We start from the raw sequence: 25,788 nt of genomic DNA, 5'->3' as shown, positions 1-25,788 counted from the left end.
TTAAAAAACAAAATCAAAAGATCGCAGCCTTCGGCAGCTCCTACGGGGGTGTTTATTTGAGAGTAGGCAAACGAGCTTCGCTCTTCACTTCGGCCTGGGCGATGGCATCGGCGGGCAGTACGACCCGCTGCTTGCTCAACAGCTGGCCCATGTTCGCCAGTACACGGTACATCGAAAACTCTTCGGTGTAGCGCACTTCGGTGTAGCGACGGTTGGCGTTGTAGAGTTCGTTTTCACTGTCCAGCAGGTCGAGCAGGGTGCGTTGGCCAAGGCCGAACTGATCCTGATACGCCACGCGCACGCGTTTGCTGGTGTCGGCGTATTCACGGGCGGTCGGGGTTTGTTTCTTGGCGTTAACCATGGCGTTCCACGCCAGGTGAATGTTCTCGTTGAGCTGGCGCAGGGCGTTGTTGCGGATGTCCATCGCCTGATTGATCTTGTGCGCGTCCGATTGCAGGCGCGCCTTGTCGCTGCCGCCGCGGAACAGGTTGTAGTTCATCACCACACCCACCCGCCATTCGTTGTCGTGGCCTTCTTCACCGGCAATGTTGTTGTTCGCGCCCACCGCGGCTTCGGCGTCGAAGCGTGGGTAGAACGGCGACTTGGCGACTTCGTACTGGCTCTCGGCGGATTGCACGTCGGCCTGGGCGGATTTCAGGTACGGGTTGTTGTCGACCATGCTCTGCTGGGCTTCCTGCAAAGTGGCCGGCAATTCGCCGCGAGTTGACGGCGGTGTTTCCAGTTCATCGGGCAGGCGCCCGACCACGGCGGCGAAGTTCGACTCGGCATCCGCCAGATCCACTTCGGCGGTGTCGAGGTTGTTCTCCGCCAGCGCCCGACGAGCGGTGGACTGGTCGGCGTCGGCATTGCTGCCGATCCCGCGCTCGGTGCGCAGGCCGATCTGATCGTTGACCCGCAAATGCGCCTGCAAGTTGTTTTTGGCCAGCGTCACCAGTTCACGGCGCTTGAGCACTTCGAGGTAGACCTCGATGGTGCGCAGGGCCAGATCCTGAGCGGTGCCCTGGGCGTAATAGGCCCGGGAATTGACCACGCCTTTGGTGCGCTCGACTTCGTTGGCGGTGTTGAAGCCGTCGAAGAGCATCTGCCGCAGACGCAGTTCCGACTGGGTGTAATTGAGAATTTCGGTGTGGTGATTACCGAACGCCCGGGTGTTGGTGTTATCGCTGTACCCGCGCCCGTACGCGGCATTCAAGTCAACCGACGGATAAAAGCCCCCCTTCGCGACCTTCACGTCTTCGTCAGCCGACAGACGGCTGTCTACCCGCGACGCCAGTTCCGGGTGAGTGGCGATGGTGCTTTGAATGGCTTCGGTCAATGACATGGCATGTGCTTGAGAAGTGCAGGCCATGGCCAGCAGAACCGCGCTGCATAGGGGGGTTAAAAGGCGCATGGTGCATCTCCCTGATTCCTGATGGTGCTTTATTAGTCGCCAAATATTTGACGACATTTATAGGTAAACCGTTTCACGCGTTTTACAGAAGAGCTAAGAACATTCTGGAGAGAACCTAAGAAGTGTTTCTCATAAGAGTTATGCCGAAAAAAACTTATGCGCTCTGCAAAATCCAGCACATTGTTCACTACGAAAGCCCTTGATTTATGAGCTTTAGGGCGCTCATCAGGGCGATTGAAAAGTTCAGATCCACTTATCGACATAGGGCGGAGAAGTGCTGGAGGGGAGGGAGGCGTAGCGGAATTGGGTGACGGTTTTTTGTCACTCGGGTGATTCAGAACCGTTACGCATCGCTCGCAGGGCAACGTGTTTGCGAAGTGTTCCCGATGCCTTTGATTGCAAAGGGGTTTGTTGCGCAACGAAACGTGGCCCGCGAGCAACACGCTGGGCGAGATCGTCGCCAGGGCAGCGGCTTACTCAGGTAAACCCGCTGACCGGTAGACGATCCGCCGGGCAACCCGTTGAGCCATCCATAAGCATTGCTCCGCGCAATAAAAAAAATGCCGACAGCGGTTGGCAGCGGAGGAAATGCACATGGCTACGCTCATCGGTATCGTCAGCAAGATCGTCGGGCAGGTGTTCGCGGTTTCAAACGACGGCACACGTCGTGTCCTGATCGAGGGAGACCGGTTATTCGCTGGTGATCAATTGACGACCGGGGCCGAGGGCGCGGTAGCGGTGCATTTGCAAAATGGCCAGGAACTGACCCTTGGTCGGGGCAGCAGCCTGCAAATGACGCCACAGTTGCTGGCTGATCACGCCCCCCACGTCGACACAGCCGAAGCGGTGACCCCGAGCCAGGCGCAACTGAGCGATGTCGAACAACTGCAAAAAGCCATTGCCGCTGGTGACGACCCGACGCAAACCGCGGAAGCCACGGCAGCCGGGCCGTCGACCGGTGCACCGGGCGGCGCGGCGGGGGGCGGGCACAGTTTCGTCATGCTTGAAGAAGTCGGTGGGCGCGTCGATCCGAACATCGGCTTTCCCACTGCCGGTTTTAACGGCATTCCCGAGTTTCCCGAAGAGCGCCACGATGGCGATGCCGACCCTGACGCCGGCACGCCAGCGGCGGCGATCGAGCCGGTTGTTCCTCCAGTCGTTCCGCCAGTCATTCCACCGGTGGCGGACAATCCCGTCACCCTCAAGGGCCTGTCGGTGGAGGGCGGTGAACTCACCGTCAACGAAGCCAATCTCGCCGACGGCTCGTCCAGCAATCCCGGAGCATTGACCCAGAACGGCACGTTCACCATCACAGCCCTCGACGGGCTGAGCAACCTGAGCATCGGCGGGATCAACGTGATCAGCGGCGGTGTCGCGGTGGGCTTCCCGCAGTCGATCACGACCCCGTTGGGCAGCACCCTGACCATCACCGGTTACAACCCGACCAATGGCGTTGTGAGTTACAGCTACACCCTCAACGGCAACGAAACCCATTCGAGCGGCGACGGCACCACCCTCAGTGAACACTTCACCGTGGTGGCCGGCGACAGCAATGGCGACACGGCGAACGGATCGCTGGATATCAACATCACCGACGACGTGCCAAAAGCCATCGACGACGGTAACGGCGTGGCGTCGGAAACCCAGCTGACCCTCAACGGCAACGTACTGACCAACGATGTGCAAGGCGCGGACCGTGTGCCGGTGGGTGAAAATTCCGGGCCGATTACCCCCGGCACTTTCGTCGGCACTTACGGCACTCTGGTGCTGAATGCCAACGGCACTTACACCTACACCCTGAACACCAGCGACGCCGACTTCAAAGCCCTGCATGGCGGTGGCAACGGCACTGAAACCTTCACCTACACCTTGACCGATGCCGACGGCGATTCCAGTACCGCCAACCTGGTGCTGAACATCCATAACAACGACGACCCGGTGACTATTGACGGCTTGAACGTTGAAGGCGGCGAACTGACCGTCTACGAAAAAAACCTCAGCGACGGCACTGACCCCAACACGCCGACGCTGACCCAAAGCGGCACCTTCACCATCACCGCGCTGGACGGTGTGCAAACCCTGACCATTGGCGGTATCGCCGTCATCAGCGGTGGCGTGGTCGCAGGCTTCCCGCAATCGGTCGTCACTCCGCTGGGCAGCACGCTGACCATCACCGGGTTTGATCCCGTGACCGGTGTGGTGAGCTACAGCTACACCCTGGCCGATAACGAAAGTCACCCGACTGGCAACGGCACCAACAGCATTTCCGAGCCGTTTGCCGTGGTCGTGGTCGATGACAACAACACCACCGCCCATGGCGAACTGAACGTCAACATCGTCGATGACGTGCCGACCGCCAAACCGGATTCGGCCTCAGTGGCGGAGGGCGGCACTGTCAGCGGCAACGTGCTGGACAACGACATCGGCGGCGCGGATGGCCCAGCGGCGAGTGGCGCGGTGGTCGGCGTGCGTGCCGGCGGCGACACGTCGACCTCGGCGATCGGCGGCCTGAACAGCCAGATCAACGGCACCTACGGCTACCTGACCCTCGATGCCAACGGCAACGCGGTCTATCACAGCAACCCGAACGCCGTGAGCGGTTCCGGTGCGGTGGATGTGTTCACCTACACCGTGCGCGATGCCGATGGCGATGAAAGCACCACCACCATCACCATCGATGTGAGTAACAGCTGTCTGAAAGCAGTCAGCGACACTGACGTAACGGTCTACGAAAAAGCCCTTGATCTGAACAAGGACGGCCAGGATCTGGCCGCCGGTACGGTCGTCGGCAGTCAACCGGGCAGCACCGGTGAAACCGCGTCCGGCACCCTGGTCGGTTCGGTCAGCGGTGCCGTGGGAGCGATCACCTATGCACTGGTCGGTAGCGCTACCGGTGAGCACGGGCAAATCGTGCTCAACCCGAACGGCACTTACACCTACACGTTGACTTCGCCAGCGAGCACCTCGCCGAACGCCAACGACGGCCCGAACGTCACTCACGAAACCTTCACTTATCAAGCCACTGATTCCCTCGGCAACGTGGTCACCAGCACCATCGTGGTGAACATCGTCGATGACGTACCGACGGCCAAAGCCGATTTTGATTCGGTACAAGAGGGCGGCACCGTCAGCGGCAATGTGCTGGACAACGACAGCGGTGGCGCCGATGGTCTCGGTGCCGTGATCGGCGTGCGCGCCGGCAGCAACACCTCGACCGCAGCGGTAGGCGGGCTCAACACGCAGATCGATGGCAACTACGGTTACCTGACTCTCGACGCCAATGGCAACGCGGTCTATCACAGCAATCCGAACGCAGTGAGCGGCCCGGGCGCAGTGGATGTATTCACCTATACCGTGCGCGATTCTGACGGTGACCAAAGCACCACCACCATCACCATCGACGTGTACAACAGCTGCCTGAAAGCGGTGAGCGACACCGACGTAACGGTCTACGAAAAAGCCCTCGACCTGACCAAGGACGGCCAGGATTTGGCGGCTGGCACCGTGGTCGGCAGCCAACCGGGCAGCACCGGTGAAACGGCGTCCGGCACCCTGGTGGGTTCGGTCAGCGGCGCTGTGGGCGCGATCACCTATGCGCTGGTCGGTAGCGCTACCGGTGAGCACGGGCAAATCGTGCTCAACCCGAACGGCACTTACACCTACACGTTGACTTCGCCAGCGAGCACCTCGCCGAACGCCAACGACGGCCCGAACGTCACTCACGAAACCTTCACTTATCAAGCCACTGATTCCCTCGGCAACGTGGTCACCAGCACCATCGTGGTGAACATCGTCGATGACGTACCGACGGCCAAAGCCGATTTTGATTCGGTACAAGAGGGCGGCACCGTCAGCGGCAATGTGCTGGACAACGACAGCGGTGGCGCCGATGGTCTCGGTGCCGTGATCGGCGTGCGCGCCGGCAGCAACACCTCGACCGCAGCGGTAGGCGGGCTCAACACGCAGATCGATGGCAACTACGGTTACCTGACTCTCGACGCCAATGGCAACGCGGTCTATCACAGCAATCCGAACGCAGTGAGCGGCCCGGGCGCAGTGGATGTATTCACCTATACCGTGCGCGATTCTGACGGTGACCAAAGCACCACCACCATCACCATCGACGTCTACAACAGCTGCCTGAAAGCAGTCAGTGACACCGACGTCACCGTTTACGAAAAAGCCCTCGACCTGAACAAGGATGGCCAGGATCTGGCCGTCGGTACGGTTGTCGGCAGCCAACCGGGCAGCACCGGTGAAACCGCGTCCGGCACGTTGGTCGGCTCGGTCAGCGGCGCGGTGGGTGCGATCACTTACGCGTTGGTCGGCAGCGCCACCGGGGAGCACGGGCAAATCGTGCTCAACCCGAATGGCACCTACACCTACACGTTGACTTCGCCAGCGACTACCTCGCCAAACGCCAATGATGGCCCGAACGTCACTCACGAAACCTTCACCTATCAGGCCACCGATTCCCTCGGCAACGTGGTCACCAGCACCATTGTGGTGAACATTGTCGATGACGTACCGACGGCCAAACCGGACGCGGTCTCGGTGACGGAGGGCGGGATTGTCAGCGGCAACGTGCTGGACAACGACAGCGGCGGCGCCGATGGTCTCGGTGCCGTGATCGGTGTACGCGCCGGCAGCAATACCTCGACCCCGGCGGTGGGCGGGCTCAATTCGCAAATCAACGGCAACTACGGCTACCTGACCCTCGATGCCGATGGCAACGCGGTCTATCACAGCAACCCGAACTCGGTCGCTGCACCGGGTGCCACCGACACGTTCACCTACACCGTGCGCGATGCCGATGGCGATCAAAGCACCACCACCATCACCGTCGATGTCTGCAACAGCAACATCAAAGCCGTCACCGACACCGACGCGACGGTCTACGAAAAAGCCCTCGACCTGAGCAAGGACGGCCAGGACCTGGCGGCCGGCACGGTCACCGGCAGCGAACCGGGCAACACCGGTGAAACCGCTACCGGAACACTGGTGGGTTCAGTCACCGGCGCGGCGGGCGCGATCACCTACACCTTGGTCGGCAGTGCCAACGGCGCCTTTGGGCAAATCCTGCTCAACCCGAATGGCACCTACACCTACACCCTGACCTCGGCACCGAAAACCACGCCGGGCGCCAACGATGGCCCGAACACCCTGAGCGACAGTTTCACCTACAAGGCCACCGATGCAGCGGGCAACAGCACCACCAGCACCATCGTGGTCAACATTGTCGATGACGTGCCCAAGGCCGTGGCGTCGGAACGTTCGGTGGCAGCGGTGGAGATCGACACCAACCTGCTGCTGGTGATCGACGTGTCCGGCAGTATGGCCGACCCGTCCGGCGTAACCGGGCTGTCGCGACTGGAATTGGCCAAGCAGGCGATCAGCGCCTTGCTCGACAAGTACGACGACCTCGGCGACGTCAAAGTGCAGATCGTGACGTTCAGCAGCAACGCCACCGACAAGACTTCAATCTGGGTGGATGTGGCGACTGCCAAGGCGATCGTTTCCGGCCTGTCGGCGGGTGGCGGTACCAACTACGACGCGGCGGTGGACGTGGCGCAAGATGCGTTCAACACCAACGGCAAACTGACGGGCGCACAAAACGTCGGCTACTTCTTCTCCGACGGCAAACCTAACGAAGGCTCGATCGGCACTCAGGATGAGGCGAACTGGAAAGACTTCCTCACCGACAATCAAATCAAGAACTACGCGATCGGTCTGGGTAAAAACGTCGACAACGATGCCCTCGATCCACTGGCCTACGACGGCACCGGCACGGGCACCAATACCAACGCGGTGATCGTCACCGACCTCGGTCAACTCAACTCGGTGCTCTCGGGCACCGTGATCGGCGCACCAGTCACCGGCTCACTGCTGGGCGAGGGCGGTACGTTCGGAGCGGATGGCGGCTTCATCAAAACCATCACCGTCGACGGCACCACGTACACCTACGATCCGAAAGGCAACAACAACCAGGGTTCGCTGAACTTCAGCGGTGGTGCCAACCACGGCACCTTCAACACCACCAACAACACCCTGAGCATCGCCACCGACAACAAAGGCACGTTGGTGGTGAACCTCGACACTGGCGAATACAACTACGTGTCGCAGAAAACCACGTCGGTGGTGCTCACCGAAAACATTGGTTTCACCGTCAGCGACAACGACGGCGATCTCGCCAACTCGACGCTGGTGATCAAGGTCATTCCGAACGCGGCACCGGTGGCCACCGATGACCACATCATCACCAACGTGCTGTCGAACAGCGTGACGGTGCCGGGCGAGTTGCTGCTGGCCAACGACACCGACGCCGACGGCGACCCGCTCAAGGCTTCGCCAACCACCTTCAATACCGGCTGGGTTGCCAAGGGAGCGGACTTCATCGGCACCGGTGCGATCGACTTCTCCGGCAGCGGCGTCAAACCGAGCAACCAGAGCCTGAGCAATGTGCGCGGCTCCTTCGCGGCCACCACCGCAACGATGACCGCCCTGTTGGTGATCAGTGGTTACCTGGGCCCGGTCACCGCCGCCAATACCAACGATGAGGACCGCATCACCGTCAACCTCAAGCAGGGCGAAACCCTCAATCTGGACCACAACCTGGCCGCCGGCCATATCACCATGGAGTACTCCATCAACGGCGGCGCCTGGATTCCCCTCGCCGATGGCCAGACCATCACGGCGAACGCCGATGGCGTTTACCAGATTCATGTCACCAACATTGCCAACGTCGGTGGCGGCAGCGGTGCAGGCAACGCGGAAGGCTATCAGCTGACCATGAAGCTCGATTATTCCGGCGCCCACGACACCACGCCGGACTATCACGGCAGCTACACCGCCAGCGACAACCATGGCGGCAGCGACAATGCCAACGTGTCCATCAGCTACCAGGACGGCCACACCCTCACCGGTACGGCGGGCAACGACACACTGGTGGCGGGCAACGGTGACAACGTCATCAATGCCGGTGACGGCAATGACATCCTCACCGCAGGCACCGGCAACAACACGCTGCATGGCGATGCGGGCAATGACTTGCTGTTCAGTGGAATCGGCAATGACCTGCTCGATGGCGGCACCGGCAACGACACTGCCAGCTATGCGCATGCCACCTCAGCTGTCACGGTCAACTTGGGCACGAGCGGTCCGCAGAACACTTTTGGCGCCGGCACCGACACCTTGACCGCCATCGAAAACCTCATCGGCTCCGACTTCAACGACAAACTGACCGGCGACAACAACAGCAACATCATCACCGGTGGCCTGGGCAATGACGTGCTCAAGGGCGAGGGCGGTGACGACTTCCTGATCGGCGGCCTGGGCAACAACACCCTGACCGGCGGCAGCGGCGCCGACACCTTCCAGTGGCTCAAGGGCAACAGCGGCCACGACGTGATCACCGACTTCACACCGGGCACCGACAAACTCGACCTGTCGCAATTGCTGCAAGGTGAAAACGGCACCGCTGCCTCGCTGGATGACTACTTGCACTTCACCGTCAGCGGCAGCGGTGCGTCACTGGTCACCAGCATCGACGTCAGCGGCATGGCCGGCGCGGCACCGAACCAGACCATCGACCTGGCGGGCGTCAACCTGGCCAGCCACTACGGTGTAACGCCGGGGGCGGGTGGAGTGATTTCCGGGGCGGACACAGCGACGATCATCAATGGCATGCTCAATGATCATTCCTTGAAGGTGGATACTGTTTGACCTGAAAAGTGGGCTTACTCGCGATCGTGTTGGATCAGTCAACTTCACTGTTGAATGTGAAACCGCAATCGCGAGCAAGCTCGCTCCCACAGGTTTTTCAGTGAGCCGGGATTTGGTGCACGCCGAGAATCCCTGTGGGAGCGAGCTTGCTCGCGATGAACGATAACGCGGTGTATCTGAAAAAAATCACATCGGCTCCGGCGGCCCGATCAATCTGCCCATCACTCCGAACACCCCCAACTCCCTGATCGCCTCCAACTCACCCTGGGTCTCGACCATTTCCGCAATCAGCGGCAGGTCAATGCTGTTGGTTGCCCGGTAAATCGCATCGATGAACAGCCGTTTATCCCGCTGCTGATCAAAGTGTCGGATATAGGCCCCATCGATTTTCAAGTACGCCAGGCCCAGTTGAGTGAGGTTGCCGATCTGGCTGAAGCTGCCGCCGAAATGCTGCAGGCCGATGCGATAACCGGTGTCGAGCAGGCTGTGGCTCAGTCGTTGCAGATCGTCGGGAGGCGGTAGTTGGCGTTCGTCGATTTCCAGGGTCAGCAACGGTGCCAGTTCCGGCAGTGATTCGAGCATGTCGAGGATCAGTTGCAGCTGCGACTGATCGCGCAAGGTGCCACCGGACAGGCTCAGCGCCAGCGGCCAGCGATTGACCGCGAGGTAGTCGAGCGTCGCCTCTAGCATCGCCAGGTCGAAGCGTGCCGACCAGCCAAGTCGCTCGATCCACGGCAGGAAATGCCCGGCAGCAATCGCCTGGCCCTGCGGGTCGAGCAGCCGTGCGAGGACTTTGTGGTGCAGCACCTCACTGGTGTCGGCGCATTGCACCACCGGTTGGAAGTACAGCTGCAATTTACCTTGGGTCAGGGCGTCGTCGATCCAGCTGCGCCAGTCATGTTGCGCGTGGTTCGGTACGGTCTCGCCGTGGCTCAATTGCATCCAGGGCCGTTCGGGGTGTTGGCGGGCCTGGGTCAGTGCCTGATCGAGTCGCATCAACACGTCACTGGCCGGTTCGCCGGGGCGCCAGGCGACGATGCCCAGATACGCGACCGGCATGCAGTCACTGGCACCGGTCAGGCGCAGGTTTTCCAGGGTGGCGCTGATTTCTGCGGCCAGGCGTGCGGCGTCTTCGGTGTTCAGGCCCGGCGACAACAGGCTGAATTCGCCCCCGCGATTACGGGCCGCCAGCCAGGTGCGTCGCTCCGGGAGTCGGGTCAGGCGCTTGAGCAATTCGCCGACCGCACTGATCAACGCATCAGTGCGTTGACCGCCCAGGCGCTGGTTGAGCCCGCTCAGGTCATTGATCCGTAATGTCAGCAAATGACCGTCGCCATGTTGCTCGGCGACCAGCAAATGGTCCGCCAGTTGCTCATCCAGCATGCGCCGGTTGGCGAGTCCGGTCAGGCTGTCCTGATAGGACTCGCTGCGCAGTTTTTCACTGCGCGCAGCCTCTTCGGTGAACAAGGCTTTGAGCTTCTCGACCATCTGGTTCATTGCCAGCACCACGCGTTTCAGTTCCGGCGTGCGGGGCAGTTTCGGCAGGCTCAAAAACTCGCGTTTACTGATGGCCTCGGCCTGTTTGACCAACGATTCGAGAGGACGCAGTTGCCGACGCAACAGCCAGCCACCGAACACGGCGCTGAGCAGTCCGCAGACCAACAACCAGATCAGACTGCCGAGAGTACTGTCCCAGAGTTTGGCCAAGGCGAACTGCGGATTGCTCAGCACTTCGACCCGTGCCGCTTGCTCCCAGCCGCGCATGATCAATGCGTCGCCACCTTCATGACGCAGATTGACCAGGCTGACAAACCATCCAGGCACGCCTTTGGTCTGCGCCGGAATGCTGCGTTCTACCAGCACTTGCTGATTGTCGATGCTGACGATGCGGATGTTGCTGAAATAGCCACTGTCGAAAATCGAACTGACCATCAACTCCATCATCGCCGGGTCATCGATTTGCGCGGTCAGCGACAGTCCGAGCGCGGTGGCCGCGTCCTGGGCGTGAGCGCGCAATTGGCCGAGTGTCTGCTCGCGAGAGCTTTCCAGGCTGACAAAAAAACTGCCGCTGAACGCCACCAGCAAAAACAGGCAGATGGCGAGAAACAGTTGGTTGCGCAGTTTCATTCAACGCTCCTTGCTGCGGCCTTCAGCCATCGCCCACGGCGAAGCCTTCGGCCTGCATCTTTTGCAGTACGTCTTGCCAGCGCGACAGTTTTTTCGAGTCGCTGCTGCGTTTTCCGCCATTGGCACCCGGCAGGTACAGACCTTCGGCATTGAAGGCGTACACCGGCAGCAGGTCTTTGCGTTGCGAGGCGGGGCGGATGTCGCCGATCAGGTTGTCCAGCACCAGCGGGTCGGCGGTGGGGCTGCTGTAGAAGGTGAGCACCATGTGCGCCTGGTTCTGGGTCAGTGCCTTGACGTAGGTGATGCGCAGTTTTTCGCTGGGAATGCCGAGTTCGCGCAGGCTGAAGTATTTCGCCAGGGCGTAGTCTTCGCAGTCTGCAGCGCCCTTGATCAGGGCTTCGACGGGCGTGGCCCAGTAATCGGTCTGGCGCCAGATGCGGGTGTCGTCCTGGAAATTCAGTTGTTGATTGAAGAAGCGATTGACCGCGGTCAACTGCTCGCGCTCAGGCGCATCGCGCTCGCTTTGCAGCAATTGACTCCAGGCCTCGATTCGCCCGCGCGCGGGGCCGAGGGGGCCGTAGCGTTTTTCGGCGGTTTGCAGGATCTGTGTGAAATCCCAGTCGGCCCAGACAGTGTTCAGCCCGGCCAGCAGGAAAGCGCTCAGCAGCAGCCATCCGCCGAACCGAAGTCGGGGCGTTGGCCATCCTGGACTACGCGGACCGCGGGGCATGTCGGGCTGCTCGTATGCAGATTTGTGGAGTTTAGGTGGTGTTTTTTGAAAGGTGGGGTTGGTCGTCGGGCTGATTGTGTACATATCCGTTGCTGCGGTAACGGCGGCTTATGGTTTCGCTCTTACGGGCGGCCTGTTTGTTTGGTTCGTACGCATTCCAAACTGTGGGAGCCAGCCTGCTGGCGATGACGGCCTGATAGCCGACCAGAATTTCGCGGATGCATCAGATCAAAAGATCGCAGCCTCGTTGCACTCGACAGCTCCTACAGAGAAGCGCGCACGTATCAAGAGCCAGGCCGGCCGGTAGGCCGCCTCGCTTTTGATCTGGCTTTTGATCTTTTGCCCCTTCGGCAGGCCGAGCGGAGGTGTTCATCAGGGGGTTAGGCGCGCAGCGCCGTGCGGCGAAGCCGCACACATCGAGAGGAGGTCGTCGCGAAGCAGACCGTAGGCGATGCCCCCTGATGGACACCGTAGCGAGGGAACACCGAGCCCCAGCGAGGTGCCGTACGCCGGGGCAAAGCCTTTTGCTTACTTTTCGCTGGGCCGGCACTCCGGCGTTTGGAAAAGTGAGTCGCTGTAAGAGCGAAACCGCCAGCAGCCGTTACCGCAGCAACGGATATGTACACACACACACAAGCAGGCAACAACCAAAGACTCAAGACTTGCGCAAAGTCTTCTGCCTCAGAATATAAATCGTCACCAACACCGCACTGGTCAACATGAACCCCCGCGCCCAAGGCATCGGCACCAGATAGCAGGAAAACAGAATGCTCACCCACATCAACCCAATGGCATAAACCTTGCCCTTGAGCGGAATACCATTGCCATCGAGATAATCACGAATCCAGGGCCCAAGCCGCGGATGATCGACCAGCCATTGATAGAAACGCGGCGAACTGCGGGCGAAACACGCGGCCGCGAGCAACAGGAAAGGAGTAGTGGGCAACACCGGCAGGAAAATCCCGATCACCCCCAACGCTACGCTCAGCCAGCCGATGGCCAGCAGCACGTAGCGCAACATCAGGGAGCGGTTGCCTATGGGGTTGTCCATAGGCAGGACCTTAGTGGTGACGAGGCTTGAGGATCGCCGGTTTTTCGTCTGGCGCGTTGCACAGCAGGTACAGCGCGGTCAGGGCTTCCGGGATCTGAACGATCATGTCGTCCATCAGGTTGGCATCTTTGGCGATGTCTTCGAACTCAGGCTGCTCGTCGAACAGGCCCGAACCGACCATGATCGGCAGCAGCATTTCGCTGACTTCTTCCTCGGCGCTTTCGAACCAGGCCGCTTCACGCAGGAACACGCCTTCCATGAAGCCGATGCACCAGCCGCGCAGTTCGGAATCGTCCGGGTCGTCGCCCAGGTCCAGGTCGCACGGCAATTCGAACTCTTCATCCGAAGCCAGTTGACGAGCGATGTGCGCCTTAAGGCCGATCAAAGTGGCTTCGATCTCCTCGCGTTGAGCTTCGCTGCTGTAGTGCGGCTCTTCGGCGAAGAGGGCGTCGATCCACTCACGATCGGGAACGACTTCGGAGCAGATCGACAGCGCGGTGAGGTAGCCGTGGGCGGCCACGTAGTCCAGCGCCTCGTCATGCAGTTCATCGGCGTCGAGGAAGACTTGCAGGCGGGTTAGTTGCTCAGCGAAGGACATTAAAGGACTACCTTGGGGAATATTCGATGCGGGAATTCTAGGCCTTCTTGCGCGCTTGGGCCAGCCGCAAGGCATATTTGCGCATCCATGTGTCTTATCAGCGGCGCCCTTTGCCGGACAGGGCTCGGGTATACTCGCGCGTTTTGTGATGCCCTGCTGGCTTCACGGCTGAAATGTGAAGCGTCATGCAATGCGCACTTACGATTTGTCGGTGCAGCGTCGCGGGTTCTGAACCAGCCTTGCAGGGATGTTTCGGTGATTTTTGGAGTTTTTATGCTCGAACAGGCTCAACGCGTCCTCAAGGACATCTTCGGCTACGACAGTTTCCGTGGCCGTCAGGGTGCAATCATTGAGCGCGTGGCCAGCGGCGGCGATGCCCTGGTCCTGATGCCTACCGGTGGCGGCAAGTCCCTGTGCTTCCAGGTCCCGGCGCTGTTGCGCGAAGGCCTGGCGGTGGTGGTCTCGCCGTTGATCGCGTTGATGGACGATCAGGTCGCCACCCTCGAAGAGCTGGGCGTGGCAGCCGCTGCGCTGAACTCCACCCTCAGCGCCGAGCAGCAACGTGATCTGGCGGCGCGCATCCGTCGCGGTGAAGTGAAAATGCTTTACCTCGCACCGGAACGCCTGGTCCAGCCGCGCATGCTGTCCTTCCTGCAAGGGCTGAACATTTCCCTGTTCGCCATCGACGAAGCGCACTGCGTGTCGCAGTGGGGCCACGACTTCCGTCCGGAATACCTGCAATTGGGTCAGTTGGCGGAGATGTTCCCCGACGTGCCGCGCATCGCCCTCACCGCCACCGCCGACAAGCGCACCCGCGAAGAGATCGTCACTCGCCTGCATTTGCAGAATGCCGAGCGTTTCCTGTCGAGCTTCGACCGGCCGAACATTTTTTACCGCATCGTGCCCAAGGAACAGCCGCGCAAGCAGTTGCTGGCGTTCCTCGCCGAGCGGCGCAGCGATGCCGGCATCGTCTATTGCCTGTCACGCAAAAAAGTCGACGAAGTCGCGGTGTTCCTCAGTGAACAAGGCTTCCCGGCGCTGCCGTACCACGCCGGCCTGCCCAACGACACGCGGGCCCACCACCAGAAACGCTTCCTCAACGAGGAAGGCCTGATCATGGTTGCCACCGTGGCGTTCGGCATGGGCATCGACAAGCCCAACGTGCGTTTCGTTGCGCACCTCGATTTGCCGAAATCCCTTGAGGCCTATTACCAGGAAACCGGTCGTGGTGGCCGTGACGGTCTGCCGGCGGATGCCTGGATGGCTTACGGCCTGCAAGACGTGGTGATGCTCAAGCAGATGCTGCAAAACTCCGAGGGCGACGAGCGCCACAAGCGTCTGGAGCAGCACAAGCTCGACGCCATGCTCTCGCTGTGCGAAGAAACCCGCTGCCGCCGCCAGACCCTGCTGGCCTACTTCGACGAAGACATGCCAGAGCCGTGCGGCCATTGCGACAACTGTGTCGACGGTGTGCAAACCTGGGATGCCACCGAGCCTGCGCGTCAGGCGCTTTCGGCGATCTACCGCACCGGTCAGCGTTACGGCGTCGGGCATCTGGTGGATGTCCTGCTCGGCAAGGACAACGAAAAAGTCCGCAGCTTCGGCCATCAACACCTGTCTGTATTCGGTGTCGGCAAGGCGCGGGCCGAAGGGGAGTGGCGATCGCTGTTCCGCCAGTTGGTGGCTCGCGGTCTGGCCGATGTCGATCATGAAGGTTACGGCGGGTTGCGCCTGAGTGACACGTGCCGGCCGTTGCTCAAGGGTGAAGTGACCCTGGAACTGCGCCGCGACCTCAAGGCGCAAACCACCGCGAAAAGCAGCAAGAGCCAGGCGAGCCAACTGGTCCGCGGTGAGGAACGCGAACAGTGGGAAGCCTTGCGCGCCCTGCGGCGCAAACTCGCCGAAGAGCATGGCGTGCCGCCGTACGTCATTTTTCCCGACTCGACCTTGCTGGAAATGCTGCGCAGCCAGCCAACCTCGCTGGCAGAAATGGCCACGGTCAGCGGCGTCGGTGCGCGCAAGCTCGAACGCTACGGCGAGGCCTTCCTCGAAGTCCTCGGCGGTCAGGTCGAGGCGCCGAAACCGGTGGCCGATGTGCGCCACGAACTGATCACCCTGGCCCGCGCCGGCATGACGCCGATGCAGATCGCCGGTCAACTGCAATGTTCGGAAAAGAACGTCTACACCATGCTCGCCGAAGCCATTGGCAAACAGCAGTTGTCGCTGGAACAGGCGCTGGATCTGCCTGAAGAGCTGATGGGCGAAGTTCAGGACGCGTTCCTCGACGGTGAAGGTGAATTGCCGCCGGTGTCGGAGATTTCCGCGCTGTTTGCAGGACGAGTGCCGGAAGGGGTTTTGTATTGCGTTCGGGCCGCTTTGCAGTCCGAATTTGAAATTTGAGTAATGGCTCTCACTGATGTAACGATTCAGTACAGAACAGTCCTTGCCTCCAGTCGAGGCTCATGCTTAGCTGACTAATAATTAGTTTTTCTCTATTTCAGTCTAACCATGAGTGTTTTATGCCGTTAACCGATCAACACCGCTTTGGCATGCAATTGGCCCAGATGTCGCGCGGCTGGCGCGCTGAACTGGATCGCCGACTTGCCGGCCTCGGGCTGTCCCAGGCCCGCTGGCTGGTGCTGCTGCATCTGGCGCGTTTCGAAGAGGCCCCGACCCAGCGTGAGCTGGCTCAGAGCGTTGGCGTCGAAGGACCGACCCTGGCGCGCCTGCTCGACAGCCTGGAAAGCCAGGGCCTGGTACAACGCCAAGCGGTGCTGGAAGACCGTCGGGCGAAAAAAATCGTCCTCTGCGCCCCGGCGCTTCCCCTGATCGAACAAATTGAAACCATTGCCACTCAACTGCGCCACGAACTGTTCGAAGGCGTCGATGAGGCGGATTTGCGGGTCTGCATGCGGGTTCACGGGCACATCCTGGGTAACCTTGAAAAATCTTGAGGCATAACCTCACGCCAGGTTTTTGAGATACCGCGGTGAGCCGACTATAAGAACTACTGCGCAATATCGTGTTCGTACCGGATGTGCGAACACGTGCAGGTTGGTTCTGGTTACCTAAGGGATGCTCATGCTTGAAAGTCGGCGAGTCGTTGTACGCTGTTGTTTGCGGTGGGTGCTGGCCGCTGCTGCTGTCACTTGGTCGGCCTTGGCGCCGGCGTTGGGCCTGGGTGAGATCACCCTGCACTCGGCGCTGAATCAGCCGCTGCGTGCCGACATCGCTTTGGTGGACGCCGCCGGTCTGGAAGAGGGCGAGCTGTCGGCCAGGCTGGCGACGGCGGATGAGTTCAAGCGTGCGGGTGTCGAGCGGGTGCTCTTCCTCAACGATCTCAAGTTCACACCTGTCCTGCGGGGCAACCGCAGCCTGATCCAGGTCACGTCCAGCAAACCGGTCAATGAACCGTTCCTGAATTTCCTCGTGCAACTCAATCAGCCCAACGGCCGCGTCCTGCGCGAGTACACGGTGTTGATCGATCCGCCCGGGACGCCGGGCATTGAGCCCGCCAGTGATGAACCGGTGGCCAGTCGTCCATCTTCGGCCTTTCCGAGTGTTCAGCCCGCCGTGGCGCCAAAGTCTGCACCGAAGGAGCCGCTGCCAAAACCTGTCGCCGCACCTGCGGCGGATCCGCTCGCAGAGCAATTGGCTGCCAGCGTCCTGCAGAACCAGCAATTGCAGGCCACCATCGATGAGCTCAACGCGAAGCTTCAAGCTCAGGATGAGCAGATCGCCGCTGAGAAAAAACAGGTAGCCGAGTTGCAAACCCGATTGGCCGAGGTCAAGCCAGTGCCGCCGGAGCCAGTTGTACCCATTGCTGTGGCTCCGGCGCCGGTGGTTGTCGAGGAGCCCGGGACGAACTGGCTGTTGATGGGCGGATTGTCGGGGCTGGTCGCGTTGGTGATTCTGGCTGTGTGGATTCGTCGGCAACGGCAGCAGGACCAGGCAACGTTCGGATCGACATCCGCTCAGTCTCCCCGACATGAACCCTTACCCGATCACACGTCAGAACCCGCGGTACAAGCTGCTGCACTGCGACCCACACATCCACACCACGAAGAAACACCCGCGAGCGATGTGCTTGAAGCGGTCGCGATCTATCTGACCTACGGCCGCTATGGCGAAGCAATTGGTCTGCTGCGAGAAGCGATGATCAAGGAGCCGCAGCGCACCGATGTCGCTGTGCAATTGCTGGAAGTTCTCGGCAAACAGGGTGATGTGACTGCTTACAACGCGCAGGAAGCCAGCCTGCGCAATGCCGGACTCGATGGGCAGAAACTTCAGGAGATGCGTGCGCATCATCCGAAACTGGGGCCGGTTGCTGTGATGCCGGAGCCGATACCCAAGGACGAATTCCAGTTGAATCTGGATGACCTGTCGATGGGCACCAATTGGGACCTGGACCCAATTGAGGCCAGTTCATCTTCTGGCAAGCCATCGAGCGTGCCAACGCTGCCCGAGCCGGAGATAGAGTGGGAAATCGAGCCGGTTGCCCAATCCCTGGACGACAACTTTCTTGAGGCATTCAGCGAGCCGGATCAGTCGTTCGAACTTGAGCCACTGAACCTGGAACCGACCGGGCCGGGTAACGCAGGCAAACTGGAGCAGGCCCAGACCTGCATCGATGACGGTGACCTCGACAGCGCCATCGAACTGCTCAACGAACTACTCAAGGATGCCGATGAGCCGCTGAAGCAGACCGCCCGAAGTTTACTGGCCGGAATACGATAACCTTGGGTATCGAGATCGATCACTCTACCTCAGGAACCCCGTCACCCATGACCGCCCATAAACCGGAAATCGTCATCACCTATTGCACCCAGTGCCAGTGGCTGTTGCGTGCGGCCTGGCTGGCCCAGGAGCTGCTCAGTACGTTTGGCGACGACCTAGGCAAAGTGTCCCTGGTACCTGGCACCGGTGGGGTCTTTCACATTTTCTGCGACGACGTTCAGATCTGGGAACGCAAGGCCGATGGCGGCTTCCCCGAAGCCAAAGTGCTCAAGCAGCGAGTTCGCGACCAGATCGATCCGGACCGCGACCTGGGGCACAACGATCGCCCTCAGTGAGACGCAGCTTCCGCCGCCACGGCTTTCTTGCTTGAACTGCCGGCGAGTCGGCTGGACACCACGATCGCGACGATGATCAACGCACCGCCCAGCAGCATGCGCAGGGTCGGGTTTTCATTGAACAGCAACCACGCCATGGTGATGCCGTATACCGGCTCCAGAGCGAAGACCACGGCGGCGGTCCGCGCCTTGATCACTGCAAGGCTGGCGACGAACAAACTGTGGGCGACTCCGGTGCAGAACACCCCGAGCAGGCCGATCCACAACCAGTCGATGGCACGTACTTCGCTCAAGTGCGGTGCCGCCGCTGGCAACAGGCACAATGCGACCACAACGTTCTGACACAGCGCGGCCTGTACCGGCGGGATGCGTGCGGAACTCGCGCGGTTGGTCAACGACAACAGGGAGAAGAGTAATCCGGAAAGCACCGACCACAGCAGGCCTGTGGTAGCACCGCTGGCCAGATCGAACTCAGGCGTGACCAGCACCAACCCGATGCTGACCAGCGCCACCAGCAGGACTTCATTGGCGCGAATGCGTTCACGGAAAATCAGCCCTTCGAGAATCACGGTAAAGGCCGGGAAACTGGCAAAGCCCAGGGTCGCGATGGCCACGCCGGCGATCTTCACCGAAATGAAGAAACTCACCCAGTGTCCGGCCAACAGCAGACCGCTGAGCAACAGTCGACGGACATCCACCGCTTCGAGTTTTTGCCAACGGGTATTGCTGGCGAAGCGTGCAAAAAACGCCAGCGCCAACACAGCGAACGCCGCCCGGCCGAACACGATGATCGCCGGCGACGCGGCGGCGAGTTTGCCGAACACGCCGGTCAGGCCAAACATCAGTGCGCCGATATGCAGGGCGCCAAGGGCGGTGCGGGGAGTCATGGCAATCCTTGGTAAACGTAGTGGACCCGGTCATTTAACCGCGCCCGCTGGCGTTGTGTCTGTCGCCAGACTCGCGTTATTTGTCGCCAGCCTCGCGCCGCAGCTTGCCGGGTGATGCGCCGAACTCGCGCAGTACCGCAGCAGCAAAGGCACTCTGGGAGCTGTAGCCGACCCGACAGGCAATCTCGCCGATGGGCAGTTGCGAGTTTCGCAGCAACTCGACGGCCTTGTGCAGGCGACGGCTACGGATGTAATCCATCGGCGTCTGCCCGCATTCGGCGACGAAGCGTGCATGCAAACGGGCGCTGGAGAGACCGGCCACGCGAGCGAGATCGGCGACTTGCAGCGGGTAGGCGGCGTACTGGTCGATGTGCGCATTCAACGCGGCATAGGGCAGGCGCCGACCGCCGATGCTGTCGGGCCTGGCGTTGTTGAGACTGGCCAGCAACAGCACCGCGCCCTGTTGCGCAATCAGCGGGTCATCGACCTTGCTGTTGGCCAGCCAATCGACCAACTGGCTCTGCCCGGCATCCAGTGACAAACGACCGGCGTTGTCGAGCAAGCGTCGACTGGCATCGGCATGCTCGCCCAGGGACTGGCCAATCCACTGGTCGCCGGGCACGTCCAGTACCAGACAACGGCTGCCATTGGCGCTGCCGCAGGCATGATGAAAGCCCGAGGGGATCACCACGAAACTTTGCTGGACCACCTGACTGCCGAGCCCGTCGACCTCGAAATCCAGCGCACCCGACAGCCCGAACACCAGTTGCGCATGCTCATGGCTGTGGACGATCAGGTCTTCGGTGTATTGGCGCAGGGTGAGGATCGGTCTCATCACGGGTCTCCCGGTTCTGGGCGCCAGTCTACACCGACCCGGCCTGCACGCGCTGTCACAGGACTGACTTGCCGCTGTCATGGGCCATTAACCCGACCGGCGCAAGCTTGCCAAAACTTGTCCTGAGGGTTGCCCATGACCAGCGCCGAACTCGCCAAACCCAGCCGTAAACAACGAGTGCGGACCTTGTGGATTTCCGACGTGCATCTTGGCACCCGCGATTGCCAGGCCGAGCACTTGTCGCAGTTTCTCAAGGGTTATCACGCGGACAAGATCTATCTGGTCGGCGACATCATCGACGGCTGGAAACTGCGCGGCGGCATGTACTGGCCGCAAGCGCACACCAATGTGATCCGGCGCCTGCTGACCATGAGCAAGCGCGGCACCGAGGTGATCTACGTCACCGGCAACCACGACGAATTCCTGCGCCGCTATTCGAAGCTGATTCTGGGCAACATCCAGTTGGTGGACGAGGCTGTGCACGTCACCGCTGATGGCCGACACCTGCTGGTGATCCACGGCGACCAGTTCGACGTGATTACTCGCTACCACCGCTGGCTGGCCTTTCTTGGCGACTCGGCCTACGAAATCACCCTGACCCTCAACCGCTGGCTCAACCATTGGCGCGCGCGTTATGGCTACGGCTACTGGTCGCTGTCGGCGTACCTCAAGCACAAGGTGAAAACCGCGGTCAGCTTCATCAGCGACTTCGAAGAAGCCATCGCCCATGAGTGTGTCAAGCGCGAGTTGCACGGCGTGGTGTGCGGCCACATTCACCATGCCGAGATTCGCAAGGTGGGTGAGGTGGACTACCTCAATTGCGGTGATTGGGTGGAGTCGTGCACGGCGTTGATCGAGCATTGGGATGGCACGATCGAGTTGTATCGTTTGGCCGATGCACAGGCTCGGGCGGCGCAGTTGAAGGCGGCTAAAGTCGCAGAATTGGCTTGAGGAAAAATTAAAAGATCGCCGCCTTCGGCAGCTCCTACATAAGATCGCGGTATCCCTTGTAGGAGCTGCCGAAGGCTGCGATCTTTTGATCTTAAGCCGGCGAATGCTCTTGCATCGCCGCCTTGTAAATCGAGTTTTTAGGCTGCGCAAACAACCGCTCCATCATCGGCTCGAAGAAGCTCAGCGGCAGCGTGTCATACGCCGGATCGAACGCCGCGGCATCGTACTTGGCGCAAAACTCGATGGTCGCCTTGTACTGCGGATGTTCGCTGAATTGCTCGCGCAGGTGCCGGTCCATGCCCAGGTGATGGAAGAAATAGTAGCCCTGGAAAATCCCGTGTTTCTCCACCATCCACAGATTCTCGGCGCTGACGAACGGCTTGAGAATCGCCGCCGCGATATCCGGGTGATTGTAGGAGCCCAAGGTGTCGCCGATGTCGTGTAGCAGGGCGCAGACCACGTACTCTTCATCGCGACCGTCGCGCCAGGCGCGGGTGGCGGTTTGCAGGGAATGGGTCAGGCGATCCACCGGAAAACCGCCGAAATCACCCTCCAGCAGCTTCAGGTGCGCCGCGATCCGTGTCGGCAATTGGCGGGCATAGGCACTGAAGTCCGCGGCGATGATCGCCCAGTCTTCCTGCGTGCCGTCCTTCATGTGGGTGAAACGAGCATTGGCATTCATCGGCAATCCTCTTGTGATTTAGAACGGCACGCGCCCCAGAATCATGTCGCGATACATGACGAAATCGCCAAGCAAGCTATAGAAAGGATGTTGGAACGTCGCTGGACGATTCTTCTCGAAGAAGAAATGGCCGATCCAGGCGAAGCTGTAACCCGCCAGCGGCAAGGCCCACAATAGCATCCAGGCGCCCCGACCGATGGTCAGTGCCAGAATGAAAATCACCAGCGTGGTGCCGATGAAGTGCAATCGTCGGCAGGTACTGTTGCTGTGTTCGCTGAGGTAATACGGGTAAAACTCAGCGAAGCTATTGAAACGCTTGATGTTTTCCACGACTGCGATCTCTGTGGTTATTGTTCTGACTGCAAGTTGTTCTGCGGGTAGCTTATTTGAGTCTAGAGTGATCAATGGCGTCAGCCAGTGACAATCGGCGCCACTTTAGTATCCTTCGGAAATTGGCCGTGAAATACGGCTCATCATGCAAGAACCCGACATGAGCGAACGAACGACTTCTGCAAGCTGGGCGATGGGGATTGTCAAAGCACTGGAAATGGACGGCCTGGATTGCCGGGTTCTGTTCAAACAGCTGGGGCTCGACTACGCGGCACTGGATGATCCGGATGCACGCTTCCCGCAAGATTCCATGACACGACTGTGGCAGCGCGCGGTCGAGCTGTCCGGCAACCCGGCGATTGGCCTGAACATGGGCAAAGTGGTGCGGCCTGCGCAATTTCACGTCGCGGGCTACGCCTTGATGTCCAGCCAGACCCTGGCCGAGGGCTTTCAGCGTTTGGTGCGATTTCAACGCATCATTGCCGAAAGTGCCGACCTGAGTTTTCGTCTGCTGGATGAAGGCTACGCATTGATCCTGACGGTGCACGGCGACCACTTGCCGCCGACCCGGCAAAGTGCGGAGGCCTCGCTGGCCTGCGCCCTGGCATTGTGTGGCTGGCTGACCGGGCGCACGCTGCATCCGCGCAAGGTGCTGGTGCAGGGCGATCAACCGGTCAATCTCGAACCCTACAAGCAAGCCTTCCATGCGCCGCTGGTGTTCAACGCGCCATACGATGCGTTGATTTTCGAACGTGCCGACATGGAAGCCCCGTTGCCGACCGCCAATGAAGCCATGGCGCTGCTGCATGACCGGTTTGCCGGTGAGTACCTGGCGCGGTTTTCCGAGAGCCGCGTGACCCATAAGGCGCGGCAGGTGTTATGCCGCCTGTTGCCTCAAGGTGAGCCGAAGCGCGATACGGTAGCGCAGACGTTGCACCTGTCGCAGCGCACCTTGCAGCGACGGTTGCAGGAAGAGGGCACGAGTTTCCAGACGTTGCTCGATGACACCCGGCGCGAGCTGGCCGAGCAGTATCTGGCGCAACCGAGCATGACCCTGCTGGAAATTGCCTACCTGCTGGGCTTTGCCGATCCGAGCAACTTCTTCCGCGCCTTCCGCCGCTGGTTCGACACCACGCCCGGCGAATACCGGGCGCGGCTGCTGCAGATGCCTGCGGCGGTCAATGACGCCAAAATGCCGGAATACACAGCACAAACACGGTGATGATCTCCAGTCGGCCCAACAGCATGCCGAACGAGAGAATCCACTTGGCGGCGTCCGGCAGGGTGGCGAAGTTGCCCGCCGGGCCAATGGTTTCACCCAGACCCGGACCGACGCCGGACACGGTGCTGGCCGCGCCGGTCAGGGCGGTCATCCAGTCGACGCCGAGCAGCGACAGCAACAGCGCGATCACGCAGATGGTGATGGCGAAGAAGAACGAGAACGTCAGAATCGAACGCACGATCTCTTCGTCGAGGCGGTGACCATTGTACTTCTGCTTGATCACCGCACGCGGGTGAATCAGTTGGTTAAGGTTGGCCTTGAGCAGGATGTAGGCCACCTGGAAGCGGAAAATCTTGATCCCGCCGGCAGTCGAACCGGAACAACCGCCAACGAAGCCCAGATAAAAGAACAACATCAGCGAGAAGTTGCCCCACAGGCTGTAGTCCCCCAGCGCGAAACCGGTGGTCGTCACCACTGAGGTCACGTTCAGCGCCACGTGTCGCAGCGCGTCCAGCCAATGCAGTTGCGTGGTCCACCAGTACCAGGTGCCGAGCACCAGCCAGGTCACCAGCAACATGCCGAGCAGGCCCTGCACCTGCTGATCCTTGATCAGCGCCCGACGGTTGCCGCGCAGGGTCGCCACGTAGAGGGTGAACGGCAGGCTGCCGAGAATCATGATGACGATCGCCACCCAGTGCACCGCCGGTTGCGTCCACTTGGCCAGTGATTGGTCAGAGGTTGAGAAACCGCCGGTGGAAATCGCCGACATCGCATGGTTGATCGCATCGAACGGGCTCATCCCGGCCCACCAGAACGCCAGGCTGCCGAGAATGGTGATGCCGACGTAAGCCGCCACGATCAGTCGCGCCACCATGTGCGAGCGGGGCATGACTTTTTCCGAACGGTCGGACGATTCGGTCTGGAACAGCCGCATGCCACCGATACGCAGCAGCGGCAGAATCGCGACCGCCATACCGATAAACCCGATGCCGCCGATCCAGTGCAGCAGCGAGCGCCACATCAGGATGCCGGGGGACATTTCGTCCAGATGGTTGAGCACGGTCGAACCGGTGGCCGTGATGCCGGACATGCTTTCGAAAAACGAGTCGGTGTAACTGATGTGCTGGGTCAGCAAAAACGGCAGGGCGGCGAAGATGCACACCACCAGCCAGCTGCTGACGGTCAACAGGTACATGTCCCGTGGCCGCAGGTGAACGTGCTCGGGGCGTCCGGGGATGACCATGGCGAGGCCGGCGACAAAGGTGATCATGCTGGCCCAGAGGAACGACGGCAGATCGCCGGTGCGCTCGAAGATCACCAGTGTGCCCATCGGTACGACCATGGCGATGGCCAGGGTTATCAGGAAGATGCCGATGATGAAACCAATGAGACGTAAGGTCGGCAACGCCATGAAGTCCGCTCGGGCTGAAATAGGGAAGGGCGCCATTCTACCTGCGGGGCAGGGCATGTAAACCGGCACTGCCTTCGCGGTTACAGCTAGAATAGCCGCACAATTTTTTCTGGAGGTGGCCGATGCAGGCTCTCGACGTTTTGCTCAACCGTGTTTCCGTCCCGCGCCTGATCGAGCCGGCACCGTCCCAGGCACAGCGCGAAGTGCTGTTTGCCGCCGCCATGCGCGCACCGGATCATGGTCATTTGCAGCCGTGGCGGTTCCTCACCGTCGAAGGCGAGGCGCGTGAGCAAATGGGCGAGTTGCTGGCCGAGGCGGCAAAGCTGCAGGACAGCGAAGTCACCGAAGCGGCCATCGACAAGGCGCGTAACGGACCGCTGCGGGCGCCGTTGGTGGTGGTCGTGATCGCTAAGGTGCAGGACCACGCCAAGTATCCGAAATCAGAGCAATTGCTGGCGGCGGGTTGTGCGGCCCACGGGATTTTGCTGGCGGCGTATGCGCAAGGGATTGGCGCGGTGTGGCGCACCGGGGATCTGGCTTATTCGCCGCACGTGGCCAAGGGGTTGGGGTTGGCGGAAGGTGAGGAGGTGATTGCCTTCCTGTACCTCGGCACACCACAGAAGGAACCGCGAGTGGCGGAGAAAGTCGATCTGGCCGAATTCGTCAGCGCCTGGCCCGGTAAGGCCTGAAGATCAAAAGATCGCAGCCTCGTTTCACTCGACAGCTCCTACAGGCGTAAAAACCTTGTAGGAACTGTCG

General features: G+C 60.6%; 18 protein-coding genes. 8 read left to right on the top strand and 10 right to left on the bottom strand.

The features are described 5' to 3' along the window. Window positions 1-52: 52 nt before the first annotated feature. Complete coding sequence (locus tag ACW9JC_RS16610) at window positions 53-1,411, bottom strand: TolC family outer membrane protein (RefSeq protein WP_457456152.1); 1,359 nt, start codon at window positions 1,409-1,411, stop codon at window positions 53-55. A gap of 594 nt (window positions 1,412-2,005) precedes the next feature. On the opposite strand from ACW9JC_RS16610, the gene ACW9JC_RS16605 reads away from it, so the two are divergent. Beyond that, window positions 2,006-9,133: a retention module-containing protein gene (locus ACW9JC_RS16605; RefSeq protein ID WP_457456150.1), complete on the top strand. Its 7,128-nt coding sequence runs from the start codon at window positions 2,006-2,008 to the stop codon at window positions 9,131-9,133. A gap of 186 nt (window positions 9,134-9,319) precedes the next feature. On the opposite strand, the gene lapD is transcribed toward ACW9JC_RS16605, so the two are convergent. The 4 genes from lapD to ACW9JC_RS16585 all read right to left on the bottom strand — a co-directional run bounded on the left by lapD (window position 9,320) and on the right by ACW9JC_RS16585 (window position 13,639). Continuing rightward, a complete protein-coding gene (gene lapD / locus ACW9JC_RS16600) occupies window positions 9,320-11,260 on the bottom strand; it encodes a cyclic di-GMP receptor LapD (protein ID WP_457456148.1) in 1,941 nt (646 codons plus the stop codon). Between the two features lie 22 nt (window positions 11,261-11,282). Continuing rightward, window positions 11,283-11,990 carry a cysteine protease LapG gene (gene lapG, locus ACW9JC_RS16595; RefSeq protein WP_457456146.1) on the bottom strand — a complete coding sequence of 236 codons (708 nt, stop codon included), beginning with the start codon at window positions 11,988-11,990 and terminating at the stop codon, window positions 11,283-11,285. Between the two features lie 655 nt (window positions 11,991-12,645). Further along, on the bottom strand, window positions 12,646-13,041 hold the full coding sequence (locus tag ACW9JC_RS16590) for a YbaN family protein (RefSeq protein ID WP_457456144.1): 396 nt from the start codon (window positions 13,039-13,041) through the stop codon (window positions 12,646-12,648). A 10-nt stretch (window positions 13,042-13,051) separates the two neighbouring features. Further along, the gene (locus tag ACW9JC_RS16585; RefSeq protein WP_338582428.1) at window positions 13,052-13,639 is read right to left on the bottom strand and encodes a YecA family protein; all 588 of its coding nucleotides are present in this window, start codon (window positions 13,637-13,639) and stop codon (window positions 13,052-13,054) included. Window positions 13,640-13,912: 273 nt separating this feature from the next. On the opposite strand from ACW9JC_RS16585, the gene recQ reads away from it, so the two are divergent. The 4 genes from recQ (at window position 13,913) to ACW9JC_RS16565 (ending at window position 18,711) form a co-directional block, all read left to right on the top strand. Then, entirely contained in the window at window positions 13,913-16,039 is a 2,127-nt protein-coding gene (gene recQ / locus ACW9JC_RS16580) for a DNA helicase RecQ (protein ID WP_448108957.1), read from the top strand. Window positions 16,040-16,158: 119 nt separating this feature from the next. Then, the gene (locus tag ACW9JC_RS16575; RefSeq protein ID WP_338582426.1) at window positions 16,159-16,593 is read left to right on the top strand and encodes a MarR family transcriptional regulator; all 435 of its coding nucleotides are present in this window, start codon (window positions 16,159-16,161) and stop codon (window positions 16,591-16,593) included. 127 nt (window positions 16,594-16,720) lie between these two features. Next, window positions 16,721-18,376 (top strand): FimV/HubP family polar landmark protein, encoded by a 1,656-nt coding sequence (locus ACW9JC_RS16570; RefSeq protein ID WP_457456141.1) that lies wholly within the window; start codon window positions 16,721-16,723, stop codon window positions 18,374-18,376. A 47-nt stretch (window positions 18,377-18,423) separates the two neighbouring features. Next, complete coding sequence (locus tag ACW9JC_RS16565; protein WP_457456139.1) at window positions 18,424-18,711, top strand: SelT/SelW/SelH family protein; 288 nt, start codon at window positions 18,424-18,426, stop codon at window positions 18,709-18,711. Here the strand turns inward: ACW9JC_RS16565 and ACW9JC_RS16560 are convergent. Both ACW9JC_RS16560 and ACW9JC_RS16555 read right to left on the bottom strand, forming a co-directional pair. Continuing rightward, window positions 18,705-19,598: a DMT family transporter gene (locus ACW9JC_RS16560; RefSeq protein ID WP_457456137.1), complete on the bottom strand. Its 894-nt coding sequence runs from the start codon at window positions 19,596-19,598 to the stop codon at window positions 18,705-18,707. The genes ACW9JC_RS16565 and ACW9JC_RS16560 overlap by 7 nt on opposite strands. Window positions 19,599-19,674: 76 nt before the next feature. Beyond that, window positions 19,675-20,433 (bottom strand): AraC family transcriptional regulator, encoded by a 759-nt coding sequence (locus ACW9JC_RS16555; protein ID WP_457456135.1) that lies wholly within the window; start codon window positions 20,431-20,433, stop codon window positions 19,675-19,677. A gap of 135 nt (window positions 20,434-20,568) precedes the next feature. Between ACW9JC_RS16555 and ACW9JC_RS16550 the strand changes: the two genes are divergently transcribed. Beyond that, window positions 20,569-21,384, top strand: a complete 816-nt coding sequence (locus tag ACW9JC_RS16550) for a UDP-2,3-diacylglucosamine diphosphatase (RefSeq protein WP_338582422.1) — start codon at window positions 20,569-20,571, stop codon at window positions 21,382-21,384. Between the two features lie 91 nt (window positions 21,385-21,475). Here the strand turns inward: ACW9JC_RS16550 and ACW9JC_RS16545 are convergent, their stop codons facing one another. Together ACW9JC_RS16545 and ACW9JC_RS16540 are read right to left on the bottom strand one after the other, a co-directional pair. Beyond that, window positions 21,476-22,066 (bottom strand): HD domain-containing protein, encoded by a 591-nt coding sequence (locus tag ACW9JC_RS16545; protein ID WP_416129775.1) that lies wholly within the window; start codon window positions 22,064-22,066, stop codon window positions 21,476-21,478. An 18-nt stretch (window positions 22,067-22,084) separates the two neighbouring features. Then, window positions 22,085-22,396, bottom strand: a complete 312-nt coding sequence (locus ACW9JC_RS16540) for a DUF962 domain-containing protein (protein WP_338582420.1) — start codon at window positions 22,394-22,396, stop codon at window positions 22,085-22,087. Between the two features lie 160 nt (window positions 22,397-22,556). Here ACW9JC_RS16540 and ACW9JC_RS16535 point away from each other — a divergent pair, with 160 nt between their 5' ends. Further along, window positions 22,557-23,618: an AraC family transcriptional regulator gene (locus ACW9JC_RS16535; RefSeq protein WP_457456133.1), complete on the top strand. Its 1,062-nt coding sequence runs from the start codon at window positions 22,557-22,559 to the stop codon at window positions 23,616-23,618. On the opposite strand, the gene ACW9JC_RS16530 is transcribed toward ACW9JC_RS16535, so the two are convergent. Next, on the bottom strand, window positions 23,575-25,029 hold the full coding sequence (locus tag ACW9JC_RS16530; RefSeq protein WP_457456131.1) for a TrkH family potassium uptake protein: 1,455 nt from the start codon (window positions 25,027-25,029) through the stop codon (window positions 23,575-23,577). The two genes, ACW9JC_RS16535 and ACW9JC_RS16530, sit on opposite strands and share 44 nt — an antisense overlap. A gap of 122 nt (window positions 25,030-25,151) precedes the next feature. On the opposite strand from ACW9JC_RS16530, the gene ACW9JC_RS16525 reads away from it, so the two are divergent. Beyond that, window positions 25,152-25,718: an NAD(P)H nitroreductase gene (locus ACW9JC_RS16525; protein WP_457456129.1), complete on the top strand. Its 567-nt coding sequence runs from the start codon at window positions 25,152-25,154 to the stop codon at window positions 25,716-25,718. Window positions 25,719-25,788 lie beyond the last annotated feature (70 nt).

Source organism: Pseudomonas sp. SDO5591_S426 (assembly GCF_054070755.1).
The sequence above is the reverse complement of the archived record's forward strand: the minus strand, read 5'-3'. Positions and strand labels throughout refer to the sequence as shown.

Excerpts from the sequence above, each read along its gene's own strand:
- lapG (WP_457456146.1), bottom strand. The coding sequence starts at position 11,990 with ATGCCCCGCGGTCCGCGTAGTCCAGGATGGCCAACGCCCCGACTTCGG.
- ACW9JC_RS16605 (WP_457456150.1), top strand. The coding sequence starts at position 2,006 with ATGGCTACGCTCATCGGTATCGTCAGCAAGATCGTCGGGCAGGTGTTC.
- ACW9JC_RS16530 (WP_457456131.1), bottom strand. The coding sequence starts at position 25,029 with ATGGCGTTGCCGACCTTACGTCTCATTGGTTTCATCATCGGCATCTTC.
- ACW9JC_RS16535 (WP_457456133.1), top strand. The coding sequence starts at position 22,557 with ATGAGCGAACGAACGACTTCTGCAAGCTGGGCGATGGGGATTGTCAAA.
- ACW9JC_RS16545 (WP_416129775.1), bottom strand. The coding sequence starts at position 22,066 with ATGAATGCCAATGCTCGTTTCACCCACATGAAGGACGGCACGCAGGAA.
- ACW9JC_RS16570 (WP_457456141.1), top strand. The coding sequence starts at position 16,721 with ATGCTTGAAAGTCGGCGAGTCGTTGTACGCTGTTGTTTGCGGTGGGTG.
- lapD (WP_457456148.1), bottom strand. The coding sequence starts at position 11,260 with ATGAAACTGCGCAACCAACTGTTTCTCGCCATCTGCCTGTTTTTGCTG.
- ACW9JC_RS16565 (WP_457456139.1), top strand. The coding sequence starts at position 18,424 with ATGACCGCCCATAAACCGGAAATCGTCATCACCTATTGCACCCAGTGC.
- ACW9JC_RS16560 (WP_457456137.1), bottom strand. The coding sequence starts at position 19,598 with ATGACTCCCCGCACCGCCCTTGGCGCCCTGCATATCGGCGCACTGATG.
- ACW9JC_RS16590 (WP_457456144.1), bottom strand. The coding sequence starts at position 13,041 with ATGGACAACCCCATAGGCAACCGCTCCCTGATGTTGCGCTACGTGCTG.
- ACW9JC_RS16610 (WP_457456152.1), bottom strand. The coding sequence starts at position 1,411 with ATGCGCCTTTTAACCCCCCTATGCAGCGCGGTTCTGCTGGCCATGGCC.
- ACW9JC_RS16585 (WP_338582428.1), bottom strand. The coding sequence starts at position 13,639 with ATGTCCTTCGCTGAGCAACTAACCCGCCTGCAAGTCTTCCTCGACGCC.
- ACW9JC_RS16550 (WP_338582422.1), top strand. The coding sequence starts at position 20,569 with ATGACCAGCGCCGAACTCGCCAAACCCAGCCGTAAACAACGAGTGCGG.
- ACW9JC_RS16555 (WP_457456135.1), bottom strand. The coding sequence starts at position 20,433 with ATGAGACCGATCCTCACCCTGCGCCAATACACCGAAGACCTGATCGTC.
- ACW9JC_RS16575 (WP_338582426.1), top strand. The coding sequence starts at position 16,159 with ATGCCGTTAACCGATCAACACCGCTTTGGCATGCAATTGGCCCAGATG.
- ACW9JC_RS16525 (WP_457456129.1), top strand. The coding sequence starts at position 25,152 with ATGCAGGCTCTCGACGTTTTGCTCAACCGTGTTTCCGTCCCGCGCCTG.
- recQ (WP_448108957.1), top strand. The coding sequence starts at position 13,913 with ATGCTCGAACAGGCTCAACGCGTCCTCAAGGACATCTTCGGCTACGAC.